We start from the raw sequence: 12668 nt of genomic DNA, 5'->3' as shown, positions 1-12668 counted from the left end.
GGTTCGTGATGAAATCCCCCTCCTCTTTACCGGTTTCCAAACCGCTTGATTTCTGGCTGTGCCTGGGCCTGCCTGCCAGCGCTGCAGTGGCCATGCTGTTGCTGGAGCTGACATCACTGGACATGGACCTGGCCAGGCATTTCTACAGCGCAGAGGCTGGCGGCTTTATTGGCCGCTATAGCTTCTTGCTTGAAGACATCCTGCATGACCGTGCCAAGCAACTGGTGATCCTGTTTTCGGTGCTGGCGATTCTGGGCCTGGTCGGCAGCTTCATCCTGCAGCGACTCAAGCCGTACCGCCGTGAACTGGTGTGCCTGGTGCTGTCGCTGGGAATGGCGACGGCGTTCGTGTCGCCATTGAAAACCATCACCGCCGTGCAATGCCCCTGGAGCCTCAAGGAATTCGGCGGCCAGGAAACCTACAGCGAACTGCTCAGCCCGCGCCCGCCGACCGATAAACCCGGCCGCTGCTGGCCCGGCGGGCATGCAGCCACAGGGTTTGCCTTGTTCGCCTGGTTCTTTGCCCTGCGGGATCGGCGGCCGCGGCTGGCGCGCTACGCGTTCATCTTTGCCTTCAGCCTGGGCAGCGTGTTTTCAGTCAGTCGCATGCTGCAAGGTGCGCATTTCTTTTCCCACAACGTGTGGACAGCGATCTTTTGCTGGCTGATCTGCCTGGGGCTGTATTGCTTGTTGCTGTACCGGCCTTCACGGCAAGCCGTAATGCCGGTCGGTTAAGCGAATGCAACGAAGATCAAATGTGGGAGCTGGCTTGCCTGCGAAAGCCAACGGTAACCACGATGCGAAGCGCGCCGCTCTTGATCCTGATCTGCTTTTGATCTTGATCTCAGGCGCCCCGTTAAACCACGCTGGCCGAACGCAGGCTTGAATTCGTGGGTAACCCGGCAGAATGCAGAGTTAGCCGCCGTCAGGGCGGCCCCCTAGATGGCCGTTGCCTGAATAACGGATATGAACTCGCCCTGATCCAACATTCCTGCACGCTGGCAGGCCGTCTTCGCAGGCAAGCCAGCTCCCACATTTTGACCGCGGCGCATCAGTTAGATAAGCGTGGCTGTCAGGCCGCCGTCGGGTAGATACAGCCGCTCATAAAAAAGCCCCGCCTGCATCACTGCAGGCGGGGCTTTTTATAGTGCCGGGTAAGGCTGGCTTACATCATGCCGCCCATGCCACCCATGCCGCCCATGTCTGGCATACCGCCGCCAGCCGAGCCTTCTTTCTTCGGTGCTTCAGCGATCGCCGCTTCAGTGGTCAGGATCAGACCGCCGATGGAGGATGCTGCTTGCAGCGCGGAACGGGTCACCTTGGTAGGGTCCAGGATGCCCATTTCGATCATGTCGCCGTACACGCCAGTCGCAGCGTTGTAACCGTAGTTACCTTTGCCGTTCTTGACTTCGTTGACCACAACGCTTGGCTCGTCGCCGGAGTTGGCAGCGATCTGGCGCAGCGGTGCTTCAACGGCACGACGCAGCACAGCGATACCGACGTTCTGGTCAGCGTTGTCGCCGGTCAGGTTGGTCAGGGCTTCCAGAGCACGGATCAGCGCAACGCCACCGCCAGGTACAACGCCTTCTTCAACGGCAGCACGGGTTGCGTGCAGGGCGTCTTCAACGCGGGCCTTCTTCTCTTTCATCTCGACTTCGGAACCAGCGCCAACCTTGATCACTGCAACGCCGCCAGACAGCTTGGCCAGACGCTCTTGCAGTTTTTCACGGTCGTAGTCCGAGGAAGTCTCGGCAACCTGGGCACGGATCTGGGCGATACGCGATTCGATGTCGCCTTCAACGCCAGCACCGTCAACGATGATGGTGTTTTCCTTGGAAATGGTCACACGCTTGGCACTACCCAGGTTTTCCAGGGTGGCGCTTTCCAGGCTCAGGCCGATCTCTTCGGAGATAACGGTACCGCCGGTCAATACGGCGATGTCCTGCAGCATGGCCTTGCGACGGTCGCCGAAGCCTGGAGCCTTGACAGCTGCAACCTTGACGATGCCACGCATGTTGTTCACAACCAGGGTCGCCAGGGCTTCGCCTTCAACGTCTTCGGAAACGATCAGCAGTGGGCGGCCGGCTTTGGCGACGGCTTCCAGTACTGGCAGCATTTCGCGGATGTTGGAGATTTTTTTGTCGACCAGCAGGATCAGCGGGCTGTCCAGCTCGGCAACCATGGTGTCCGGCTTGTTGACGAAGTACGGGGACAGGTAGCCACGGTCGAACTGCATGCCTTCTACAACCGACAGTTCGTTTTCCAGGCCCGAGCCTTCTTCAACGGTGATCACGCCTTCTTTACCGACTTTTTCCATGGCTTCGGCAATGATGTCGCCGATGGAGCTGTCGGAGTTGGCGGAGATGGTGCCTACCTGAGCGATAGCCTTGGTGTCAGCGCATGGCTTGGACAGGTTTTTCAGCTCGGCAACGATGGCGATGGTCGCCTTGTCGATGCCACGCTTGAGGTCCATAGGGTTCATGCCGGCAGCGACGGCCTTGTAGCCCTCGTTGACGATAGCCTGAGCCAGTACGGTAGCGGTGGTGGTACCGTCACCTGCGTCATCGTTGGCACGGGAGGCAACGTCTTTGACCAGCTGCGCGCCCATGTTTTCGAAACGGTCTTCCAGTTCGATTTCTTTGGCTACAGAAACGCCGTCCTTGGTGATGGTCGGAGCGCCGAAGCTCTTCTCGATGATCACGTTACGGCCTTTCGGGCCCAGGGTCGCTTTTACTGCGTCAGCCAGGATGTTGACACCGGTGAGCATTTTCTTGCGGGCGGAATCGCCGAATTTAACTTCTTTAGCAGCCATGATCGATATTCCTTAAATACTTTAGTAGTAACGGGAAAATGAGCGGGGAAATCAGTCTTCCAGAACGGCAAGAATCTCGTTCTCGCTCATTACCAGCAGGTCTTCGCCGTCGACTTTCACAGTGTTGCTGCCGGAGTAAGGGCCGAAAACAACCTTGTCACCCACTTTCACGGCCAGCGCACGTATTTCACCGTTTTCCAGAGCCTTGCCCGGACCCGCAGCCAGAATCACACCGTGGTTGGCTTTTTCAGCAGCCGAACCTGGCAGGACGATGCCGCCAGCGGTTTTCTTTTCTTCTTCACTGCGACGGATGACGACGCGGTCATGCAGAGGACGAAGCTTCATTGTCGATCTCTCCTAAGTGTATTTTTCATCGGCCGGTATCAATTCCGGCGGGTTAAATTCCGGCGGTGCCGGTCGCGGCTCGCGGGGCGAGACGCGGAAGTCTGTCTAGTGTCACCACCAGAAACCTTGCGGTGACCGTTACATAAGGGCGCCCAGGCTTATTACAAGGGGCCGGGGATGAAATTTTTTGTGTCGGTTCAAGGATAAATGCAACACGGCACCCGAAGGTGCCGTGCCAGTGAAGCGGTTACTTAGGGTCGCGGTGTTCGAATTCGCCTTCGATCACATCACCTTCACGCCCCAGGGGTTGGCGCGGAGCCGGGCCGCCACGGGGTTGCAGGTCGTCGGCGAACGCACGCTGGCGAATCGCGGCCTCTTCGGCACGCTGGCGCATCTTGCCAGCCAGCAGCTTGCGGGTGAACGGCAGCAACAGCACCAGGCCGAGCACATCGCTGATAAAGCCCGGCAGGATCAGCAGGCCACCGGCCAGGGCCATCATCAGGCCCTCAAGCATGGTCTGGGCCGGCAGTTCGCCGCGGTTCAGGCTTTCACGGGCACGCAGCGCGGTTGCCAGGCCGGCGACACGCAGCACCAGCACACCGAGCATGGAGCCGGCGATGATCAGCAACAGCGCCGGGAAAAACCCGATCGCACCGCTGACTTTAACGAATACGAACAGCTCCAGCACCGGGAACAGCAGAAAGAGCAATAAAAAAGGGCGCATCAAATGGTTCCTCAACGCAAGAATGCCTTGCCAGTTCACCTTAGATGACGTCGCCGTTGTGTGAATTCAAGCAGTAGCCGCGGTTTTTTTCGGCCAGGCTTCAGCGTGCGCCAATGAAACCAGGGCTTCACGTACTTGTGTCGGCGTGTTGCAGGGCTCGGCAAACCCTAGCCAATGCAACGATTGTCCAATGCGCAGGTGCATGCCTTCGCTATCGATACCGGCCAACTGCGCAGGCTCGGTGGTCGGCAAGCCGCCAAGCTCGACGTAATGGGCGATGGCCTTGGCGTGATCGCTGTTCATGTGCTCGATCATGCTGCGCTCGGCCTTGCCCGCAAATGGATTGGCCAAGGTCAACTGGTCGACCCAATGGATCGCGCCAAACCCACCGATATAACGGTGGCGCACCGGCTTGAGCACCCAGAAATCGAAATCGTGGGCCTTGTGGTAGTTGGCCGAATCGGGGAAGTAGCGGTAGTAGCGCTCTGCAGCCGCTTCGATGGCGGCAGGGTCTTCCAGCTTCTCGGCTTCGGCCAGGTAGGTCAGGCGCCCGACGGCTTGCACATCATCGGCCTCGCGCTCACCCACCAGCAGCGAACACTTGGGATCTTTTTGCAGGTTATGGGTGTGCTGGGCAATGCGGCTGATCAGGATCAGCGGGCGGCCCTGCTCGTCCAGGCAGTAGGGCACCACCGAGCCGAAGGGAAAGCCGGGCATGGCTTTGGACTGTGTGGCGAGCGCCCCACGGTATTCCTTGAGCAACAGCTCTCGGGCGTTCTTGGCAACCTGCGTGCTCAATAGATGACTCCTCGGGTGTTCCGCGGCCCATGGCATATGGGAATGGATCTCAACACAAGGTAATCAATATCTGCGCAGGTTGCCAGAGTGGCCGACGCCGGTTTACCAGGCCACGCCGAAGCCTGCGGTGTAGCGGGTCTTGCTCAAGCTGCTGTCGGAGTCGCCGCTGATGACGTCACGCTCGGCCTTGAGGTTGAGGGACGCCCATTCGGTGACTTTGTAGCGCAGGCCCATCTCGGCATCCAGGGAGTAATCGGCCGGACCGTCCAGAGGCTTGCCCAATTCGCCGTTGGTGAAGAACTCCACGGTCTTGCCCACCAGGTAGCGGTTGTAGTTCCACTTCATGGCCAGGGAATAGAAGTTGTCCTTGCCGCCGTCGGCATATTCGTAATCGGTGCGGTTGACCAGCGATCCGAGGGAGAACGCACCCAACTCATCATCCCAGAACTGGTAGCCCGGGCCGGTACCCACGGTGCGCTGGCGCGCCAGGTCTTCGACCTTGTCGCGCTTGTAGGTCAGTCGCCCCTGCCAGAACCAGTGTTCGGTGATAAAGCGGTCCAGGTCGTATTCCAGGGCCCAGTTGTCGGTGGTGGTGACGTCGTCCTGGAACTCGCGGTTGTATTCGCCCTTGCCCGTATGGCGCCACTGGCCGTGACGGGCCGAGGTCTTGAAGTCGATGTCGTAGTCGTTGGTGTCTTTGTCCGCGCGCTTGTAGTCCAGCGCCAGGTCGACGTTACCCTTCCACACCAGGTCTTCGATCACGGGCTTGGGCTTCATGATCTGTTGGATACTTGCCAGTTCCACCGTCTTGGGCGCCTCGCCATTGGCCAGCACCACCTTGCCATCATCCGATGCCTGCAAGGACTTGGCCTTTTCACCGCTGTAGGCGTCCTGCTTGACCAGCAGTTCCTGATCACTTTCCAGGGTTTTGACCTGTTTCCAGTCCACCGCAATGGAGCCCGCGTAGTCGGTTTGGATCAGCAACTTGCCACCGTCGAAGACTTTGATCTTGCCGGTGAGCCGATCACCGTTTTTCAACCAGACGGTATCGGCGAGCAAGGGCGTGGAAGCACTGAAAACAGCAAGGCACAACAGGGTTCTGGACAACATAAGCAAGTACGGGACTCGGGGTTGGCGAAAATAAGGGGCGTTATAGTGTTACATGGCTAGAACTGACTCAAGGATTTATATTGAGTTCAATACTCATCGTCATGTTTACAGACGTTTCTGACAAAACAACGACGATCTCAACGGATATACCCACAGTGATCCTACCTGCCGATACGCCACAAAGCCCCGCCGAGATGCGCCGCACCGCCCTCTACCTGACGTTGTCGCAGGTGCCCGAAGGCTGCGTGGTGAGTTACGGCGAGCTGGCCCACCTGGCCGGTTTGGGGCGGGCTGCCCGCTGGGTCGGGCGTACCCTGAGCCAGTTGCCGCAAGACACGCGGTTGCCCTGGCATCGGGTGCTGGCTGCCGGTGGTCGGATAAGTCTGCCGGTGGGCAGCGCCTCGGGTGACGAACAACGTGCGCGTTTACGTAGCGAAGGCGTCACCATCCTGAACAATCGTGTTGATATTCAGCGTCATGGCTGGCGCCCGGTAGAGCACAGCGGTTAGAGTGCGCGCTTTGTTTCCGCAAATCTGAGGCAGACTCCAGCCCATGCCCCGTAAAACCTGGCGCGCCGCGCTCGCCGCCTATGCCAGCCCTTCGACGTTAGTGCTGTTGCTGCTCGGTTTCGCCGCCGGCATGCCTTACATGTTGGTGTTTTCGACGCTTTCGGTGTGGCTGCGTGAAGCCGGTGTGGCCCGCGAGACCATTGGTTATGCGAGCCTGATCGGCCTGGCCTACGCCTTCAAATGGGTCTGGTCGCCGCTGCTCGATCAATGGCGCCTGCCGTTGCTTGGCAAATTGGGGCGTCGTCGCTCCTGGCTGGTGCTGGCCCAATCGCTGGTGATCCTCGGATTGATCGGCATGGGTTTTTGTGACCCGCAAAAACACCTGTCCTGGTTGATCGCCATTGCGGTGATCGTCGCCTTCGCGTCGGCCACGCAAGACATCGCGGTGGATGCCTACCGCCTGGAAATCGCCGACGACAGCCGTCAGGCCGCCCTGGCGGCAAGCTACATGTCCGGTTATCGCATCGCCGCCCTGCTGGCCACGGCCGGTGCGCTGTTCTTTGCCGAAGGCTTTGGCTCCACCGGCTTCAACTATAAACACTCGGCCTGGACCGGCACCTATGTGCTGTTCGGCGTGTTGATGGTGCCGGCGTTGCTCACCACCTTCCTCATGCGTGAACCTGATGTGCCACTGCGCACCCAGTTGCAGGCCGGGCGCTACAGTTTCGCGCACCAGTTGGTGTCAGTGTTTGTGCTGATCGTGCTGTTGGTCTCGGTGCCGGCGATGTTCACTCAGCTGTACAACACCGACTTTGCCAGCGTGCTGTTCCAGGGCGTAAGCCTGTGGGAACTGCTGATGGAAGACCGCGCGTTCCTGCGCGCCATCCTCTATATCACCCTCACTACCCTGTGCCTTTCAGCCATGGGCCGCCGGGGCCTGGCGCCCGTGCTCACGCCGGTCAACGACTTTATCCTGCGCTACCGTTGGCAGGCGCTGCTGCTGCTCGGTCTGATTGCCACCTATCGCATGTCCGACACGGTGATGGGCGTCATGGCCAACGTGTTCTATATCGACCAGGGATTCACCAAGGACCAGATCGCCGGGGTGAGCAAGATCTTCGGCCTGATCATGACCCTGCTCGGCGCCGGCATGGGCGGCCTGTTGATCGTGCGGTTCGGGATATTGCCGATCCTGTTCATCGGCGGCGTGGCCTCGGCCGGCACCAACCTGCTGTTCGTGATGCTCGCCGACATGGGCCCCGACCTGCAGATGTTGATCGTCACCATCTCCTTGGACAACTTCAGTTCGGGCATGGCCACCTCGGCGTTCGTGGCTTACCTGTCGAGCCTCACCAACCTCAAGTTCTCCGCCACCCAATATGCGCTGCTCAGTTCGATCATGCTGTTGCTGCCACGTTTGATCGGCGGCTATTCAGGGGTGATGGTGGAGAAGTTCGGGTATCACAACTTCTTTATGATCACCTGCCTGCTGGGCGTGCCGACGCTGCTCCTGATTGCGCTGCACTGGTTCCAGGAGAACCGCCGCGCCCGGTTGAATCCCCCGCAGGAAGACTGATACATGTGGGAGCGGGCTTGCTCGCGAATGCGGTGGGTCAGTCCAAGACTCGGAGGCTGACACGCCGCATTCGCGAGCAAGCCCGCTCCCACAGACCCCTCTGCATTCTGATACCTGTACTCCAGCACTCTGCGCCCGTACAATCCCAAGTCATTTCAAGTCCAAGCAACCGACAACGGCCTACCATGCGTACCAGTCAATATTTGCTCGCCACACAGAAAGAAACGCCTTCCGACGCGGTTGTAATCAGCCATCAGTTGATGCTGCGCGCCGGCATGATCCGCAAACTGGCCTCGGGCCTGTACACCTGGTTGCCCATGGGCTTGAAGGTGATGCGCAAGGTCGAAGCCATCGTTCGTGAAGAAATGAACGCTGCCGGCTCTCTGGAAGTGTTGATGCCGAGCACCCAACCGGCTGAGTTGTGGCAGGAATCCGGGCGCTGGGAAGAGTACGGCCCTGAGTTGCTGCGCTTTAAAGACCGTCATGGCCGCGATTTCTGCGCCGGCCCGACCCATGAAGAAGTCATCACCGACCTGATGCGCAACGAACTGAGCAGCTATAAGCAGTTGCCGCTCAACCTGTATCAGATCCAGACCAAGTTCCGTGATGAAATCCGCCCGCGCTTCGGCTTGATGCGTGGCCGCGAGTTCATCATGAAGGACGCCTATTCGTTCCACGCCGACCAGGCTTCCCTGCAAGCGACCTACGATCGCATGCACCAGGCCTACTGCAACGTGTTCACGCGCCTGGGCCTGAAGTTCCGCCCGGTTGAAGCGGACAACGGCTCCATCGGCGGTGCCGGCTCCCACGAATTCCACGTGCTGGCCGAGTCCGGCGAAGACGATATCGTGTTCAGCAACGGTTCCGACTACGCGGCGAACATCGAGAAGGCCGAAGCCATACCACGTGAAACCTCGCGCCCTGCTCCCACCGAGGAGCTGCGCCTGGTCGACACGCCAGACACCAAGACCATCGCGGCCCTGGTGGAGAAATTCAATCTGCCGATTGAAAAGACCATCAAGACCCTGATCGTGCGCGCCGAAGAAGAAGGCAAGCTGATCGCCCTGGTGATCCGTGGCGACCACGAGCTCAACGAAATCAAGGCCGCCAACCAGCCTGGCGTGGCCAGCCCGCTGGTCATGGCCACCGATGCCGAGCTGCGCGACGCCATTGGCGCCGGTGCTGGCTCCCTGGGCCCGCTGAACCTGCCACTGCCGATCATCATCGACCGTTCGGTCGAGCTGATGAGCGACTTCGGTATCGGCGCGAACATCGACGACAAGCACTACTTCGGCGTGAACTGGGAGCGTGACCTGCCGGTTCCGACCGTGGCCGACCTGCGCAACGTCGTGGCCGGCGACCCAAGCCCGGATGGCAAGGGCACCCTGGAGATCAAGCGCGGCATCGAAGTCGGGCACATCTTCCAGCTGGGCAACAAGTACAGCAAGGCGATGAAATGCGAAGTGCTGGGCGAGAACGGCAAGCCGATCACCCTGGACATGGGCTGCTACGGCATCGGCGTATCCCGAGTAGTTGCCGCTGCCATCGAGCAGAACAACGACGAGAAAGGCATCATCTGGAGTGACGCGCTGGCGCCGTTCCAGGTAGCCCTGGTGCCACTGCGCTATGAAACCGAGCAAGTACGCGAAGCCACCGACAAACTGTACGCGGAACTCACCGCGGCCGGGTTTGAAGTGCTGCTCGATGATCGGGACAAGAAAACCAGCCCGGGCATCAAGTTCGCCGACATGGAACTGATTGGCATCCCGCACCGGATCGTGGTCAGTGACCGCGGCCTGGCTGATGGCAATCTGGAATACAAGAGCCGGACCGAAGCCGAAGCCCAACCGTTGCCGGTGGCTGACGTGCTGTCTTTCCTCCAGGCGCGTATTCGTCGCTGAAAACCAGATCAAGAGAAGTCATGTTCAAGCGAAACACCAGAGCCCTGGGGGGCGCCGCCTTGTGCTGCGCCCTGCTGGTCAGCGGCTGCGCCAATCAGATGTCGCAACGCAGCGAGCACGAGGAGCGGGTCGAGCGTAAGTTGCTCGACCACAGCCTGCAGATCGATGTAGGCGAACCTAAAGTGCTGGAGCTGCCGCAACGCCGGGTTCGCATTCATGAGCAGAAGACCTTCGAGGTCACCGAATTCGAAGTCACCCGTCGTTACGACCGCTACACGCCCTACCAGCCCTGGCGCAAACTCTATGAGATGCCCTTGGGTGCCGTGGCGTTGGTGGCGGGCGTGGGTGCCAACGTGGTGAATATCTTCGCCCTCGGCAACCTGCCCACGAGTGTGACCCATGACTGGTTGAGCTATGGCGTGGACGGCATCAACCCGTTCATGAACGTGCAATCCCACGGCCGTGCGCAACAGAACCTGGCGGCTATCGATGAAGTCCAGCGTGACAAGCGCCTGGAGTATTCGAGCCTGCCCTGGAGCGAGCGCCCGGTACAAGTCACTGCCGGCAAGCAGACCCATGAGCTGACCACCGACCGCAACGGCATACTGCGCCTGAACCTGTTGGACAGCCCCTTTGCCGAGCAGGACCTGAACCGCGTCACCACACTGAAAATCAGTGTGGAGGATGGCCAGGACGACGTGCATACCGACTCGACCCTGGCGGTCAGCAACACGCTACGCAGCAAGTTGCTCGAAGCTCATGCCCTGATCTACGACGACCTGGAAGATGACGAGGTGAACCAGTGGGTGCACCGCGTCAAGCGCCTGTCGGAGTTGGGCTTGGAAGAAGAAGCCAGCGAGCTGGAACAAAGCCTGATCGAACTGACGCGCAATGATCCGGAGTTGCAGCAGGAGTTTGTGCAGGCGCTGACCAAGGATGGGGGGCGACTCGTCGCAGATCCTGGCGCTCGCTGACCCCCAGGCTTTTTTGTAGGAGCGAGCTTGCTCGCGAAAAACGCACAGGCACCGCGTTTATTCAGCAAACACGCGTTATCGTTGGCGTTCTTCGCGAGCAAGCTCGCTCCTACAGGGGGCACCCGGTTTTTACCAGCAGAACTCGAGCTGTTCGTTGCCGCCGCTCAGGTCCAGCAACCGTACGCCTATCCCCAGCAACCGCACCGGCTTACCCCCGCGATTGAACGCCTGGGTCATCAACTGCTCATAACTCTCCAGATCCCGCCCTGCCCCGGCCTGCTCCAGCGTCGTCTGGGTAAAGTCATGAAACTTCACTTTCACGAACGGCTTGCCCGCCCGGTAGCTGCTGTCGATACGCGCCATGCGCCCGGCCAAGGTCTCCATCAGTTCCGGCAGTTTCGCCAGGCAGCTTGAAAGATCGGGCAGGTCCACGTCGAAGGTATTTTCTACACTGATGGATTGCCGCCGGCTGTCGTTCTGCACCATGCGATCATCAATCCCACGGGCCAGGCTCCAGAGGCGCTCGCCAAAACTGCCGAATTCGCGCACCAGCGCCAGCTTGTTCCAATCGCGCAATTGCAGGCAGTCTTCGATGCCCAGGCGCGCCAGCTTGTCGGCGGTGACCTTGCCCACGCCATGCAGCTTGCTGACACGCAACTGCGAGACAAAGTCTTCAACCTGGTCCGGCGTGATCACAAACAGGCCGTTGGGCTTTTTCCAGTCGCTGGCGATCTTGGCCAAAAACTTGTTGGGCGCAACGCCCGCAGACACAGTGATATGCAACTGGTTGGAGACCCGGCGCCGAATGTCCTGAGCAATACGCGTGGCGCTGCCGCCAAAATGCGGGCTGTCAGACACGTCGAGGTAAGCCTCATCCAGCGACAACGGCTCGATCAAGTCGGTGTAGTCGCGGAAAATCAGCTGGATTTCTTTCGATGCTTCTTTATAGGCATCCATGCGCGGCTTAACGATGGTCAAGTCCGGGCACAGCTTGAGGGCGTGACGTGACGACATCGCCGAACGCACCCCATACGCCCGCGCCTCATAATTGCAGGTGGCGATCACGCCGCGTCGATCTGCCGAGCCACCGACAGCCAAGGGCTTTTGCGCCAGGCTCGGGTCGTCGCGCATCTCGATGGCGGCGTAGAAGCAATCACAGTCGACGTGGATGATTTTGCGCTGCGTCATATAAACGGGGTGTTAACCAACGGGTGGCCAGTATCGCACTCACCCCTGTATATAGCACCAGTAGTTTGAATCTTCTGTCTGAGCGGTAGGAAATTTCGTAGATGAATATATTTTCTCAATCGAATCCAGCATCCCAATAGAGCTGAAAGCCTTGCCCTGCCTGGCTTCGAGGCCTCAAGAAGCCCCTCATCAAGCGCTAACCGATTGAAGCAAAAGCGCTTTTCTTCGATTCACAGGTTGACACACTCGCGTTCCTCTGTAGAATGCCGACACACAGACGCGGGATGGAGCAGTCTGGTAGCTCGTCGGGCTCATAACCCGAAGGTCGTCGGTTCAAATCCGGCTCCCGCAACCAAACATCAAAAAAGGCTACTCGAAAGAGTGGCCTTTTTTGTGCGTGTCCGTTTTGCGCCTGTACACCTGCACAATGCGGCCAACACCTTGATTTCAGAATAATTAGCGCTTATTTCAGCGATCGGCTCATTAACGGTTGACACCCCGGCATTGGGCTGTAGAATGCCGCCCACAGACGCGGGATGGAGCAGTCTGGTAGCTCGTCGGGCTCATAACCCGAAGGTCGTCGGTTCAAATCCGGCTCCCGCAACCAAACATCAAAAAAGGCTACTCGAAAGAGTGGCCTTTTTTGTATCTGGCAAAAAAGTTCTTCTGAAACAATGGCATGGCATCTTTCATGAAACCGTAGACGGTTTGCAGAGTCCATCTCATTGCACA

At 59.2% G+C, this 12668-nt stretch carries 11 protein-coding genes and 2 tRNA genes; 7 read left to right on the top strand and 6 right to left on the bottom strand.

Translation table 11 applies throughout. The features are described from left to right. Nucleotides 1-8: 8 nt before the first annotated feature. Nucleotides 9-734 (top strand): phosphatase PAP2 family protein, encoded by a 726-nt coding sequence (locus BUE92_RS07555; RefSeq protein WP_073522859.1) that lies wholly within the window; start codon nt 9-11, stop codon nt 732-734. Nucleotides 735-1164: 430 nt separating this feature from the next. Here the strand turns inward: BUE92_RS07555 and groL are convergent, their stop codons facing one another. The 5 genes from groL to BUE92_RS07530 form a co-directional block, all read right to left on the bottom strand. After that, the gene (gene groL / locus BUE92_RS07550; RefSeq protein ID WP_073522856.1) at nt 1165-2811 is read right to left on the bottom strand and encodes a chaperonin GroEL; all 1647 of its coding nucleotides are present in this window, start codon (nt 2809-2811) and stop codon (nt 1165-1167) included. Nucleotides 2812-2862: 51 nt separating this feature from the next. Beyond that, on the bottom strand, nt 2863-3156 hold the full coding sequence (locus BUE92_RS07545; RefSeq protein ID WP_073522854.1) for a co-chaperone GroES: 294 nt from the start codon (nt 3154-3156) through the stop codon (nt 2863-2865). 247 nt (nt 3157-3403) lie between these two features. After that, nucleotides 3404-3880, bottom strand: a complete 477-nt coding sequence (locus BUE92_RS07540) for an FxsA family protein (protein WP_073522853.1) — start codon at nt 3878-3880, stop codon at nt 3404-3406. A gap of 66 nt (nt 3881-3946) precedes the next feature. After that, nucleotides 3947-4678: a HugZ family pyridoxamine 5'-phosphate oxidase gene (locus BUE92_RS07535; RefSeq protein ID WP_073522852.1), complete on the bottom strand. Its 732-nt coding sequence runs from the start codon at nt 4676-4678 to the stop codon at nt 3947-3949. A 102-nt stretch (nt 4679-4780) separates the two neighbouring features. Continuing rightward, nucleotides 4781-5788 carry a DUF481 domain-containing protein gene (locus BUE92_RS07530; protein WP_073522851.1) on the bottom strand — a complete coding sequence of 336 codons (1008 nt, stop codon included), beginning with the start codon at nt 5786-5788 and terminating at the stop codon, nt 4781-4783. Between the two features lie 194 nt (nt 5789-5982). Between BUE92_RS07530 and BUE92_RS07525 the strand changes: the two genes are divergently transcribed. The 4 genes from BUE92_RS07525 to BUE92_RS07510 all read left to right on the top strand — a co-directional run bounded on the left by BUE92_RS07525 (nt 5983) and on the right by BUE92_RS07510 (nt 10748). Continuing rightward, on the top strand, nt 5983-6297 hold the full coding sequence (locus tag BUE92_RS07525) for an MGMT family protein (protein WP_054897670.1): 315 nt from the start codon (nt 5983-5985) through the stop codon (nt 6295-6297). Nucleotides 6298-6340: 43 nt separating this feature from the next. Next, entirely contained in the window at nt 6341-7873 is a 1533-nt protein-coding gene (locus BUE92_RS07520) for an AmpG family muropeptide MFS transporter (protein ID WP_073522850.1), read from the top strand. 185 nt (nt 7874-8058) lie between these two features. Further along, nucleotides 8059-9774, top strand: a complete 1716-nt coding sequence (locus tag BUE92_RS07515) for a proline--tRNA ligase (protein ID WP_019817246.1) — start codon at nt 8059-8061, stop codon at nt 9772-9774. A 20-nt stretch (nt 9775-9794) separates the two neighbouring features. Further along, entirely contained in the window at nt 9795-10748 is a 954-nt protein-coding gene (locus tag BUE92_RS07510; RefSeq protein WP_073522849.1) for a hypothetical protein, read from the top strand. Between the two features lie 129 nt (nt 10749-10877). On the opposite strand, the gene dinB is transcribed toward BUE92_RS07510, so the two are convergent. Continuing rightward, a complete protein-coding gene (gene dinB / locus BUE92_RS07505; protein ID WP_073522847.1) occupies nt 10878-11936 on the bottom strand; it encodes a DNA polymerase IV in 1059 nt (352 codons plus the stop codon). Between the two features lie 278 nt (nt 11937-12214). Between dinB and BUE92_RS07500 the strand changes: the two genes are divergently transcribed. Beyond that, nucleotides 12215-12291, top strand: a tRNA-Met gene (locus tag BUE92_RS07500). A 175-nt stretch (nt 12292-12466) separates the two neighbouring features. Beyond that, a tRNA-Met gene (locus tag BUE92_RS07495) sits at nt 12467-12543 on the top strand. Nucleotides 12544-12668 lie beyond the last annotated feature (125 nt).

The sequence above is a fragment of the Pseudomonas fluorescens genome (assembly GCF_001902145.1).
In the GTDB taxonomy this organism is placed as follows: Bacteria; Pseudomonadota; Gammaproteobacteria; order Pseudomonadales; family Pseudomonadaceae; genus Aquipseudomonas; species Aquipseudomonas fluorescens_BV.
This window is presented reverse-complemented; position numbering and strand designations above follow the sequence as displayed.

Bases quoted from the DNA above. Each gene is read 5' to 3' on its own strand.
- BUE92_RS07555 (WP_073522859.1), top strand. From the start codon at position 9: ATGAAATCCCCCTCCTCTTTACCGGTTTCCAAACCGCTTGATTTCTGG.
- groL (WP_073522856.1), bottom strand. From the start codon at position 2,811: ATGGCTGCTAAAGAAGTTAAATTCGGCGATTCCGCCCGCAAGAAAATG.
- BUE92_RS07545 (WP_073522854.1), bottom strand. From the start codon at position 3,156: ATGAAGCTTCGTCCTCTGCATGACCGCGTCGTCATCCGTCGCAGTGAA.
- BUE92_RS07540 (WP_073522853.1), bottom strand. From the start codon at position 3,880: ATGCGCCCTTTTTTATTGCTCTTTCTGCTGTTCCCGGTGCTGGAGCTG.
- BUE92_RS07530 (WP_073522851.1), bottom strand. From the start codon at position 5,788: ATGTTGTCCAGAACCCTGTTGTGCCTTGCTGTTTTCAGTGCTTCCACG.
- BUE92_RS07525 (WP_054897670.1), top strand. From the start codon at position 5,983: ATGCGCCGCACCGCCCTCTACCTGACGTTGTCGCAGGTGCCCGAAGGC.
- BUE92_RS07520 (WP_073522850.1), top strand. From the start codon at position 6,341: ATGCCCCGTAAAACCTGGCGCGCCGCGCTCGCCGCCTATGCCAGCCCT.
- BUE92_RS07515 (WP_019817246.1), top strand. From the start codon at position 8,059: ATGCGTACCAGTCAATATTTGCTCGCCACACAGAAAGAAACGCCTTCC.
- BUE92_RS07510 (WP_073522849.1), top strand. From the start codon at position 9,795: ATGTTCAAGCGAAACACCAGAGCCCTGGGGGGCGCCGCCTTGTGCTGC.
- dinB (WP_073522847.1), bottom strand. From the start codon at position 11,936: ATGACGCAGCGCAAAATCATCCACGTCGACTGTGATTGCTTCTACGCC.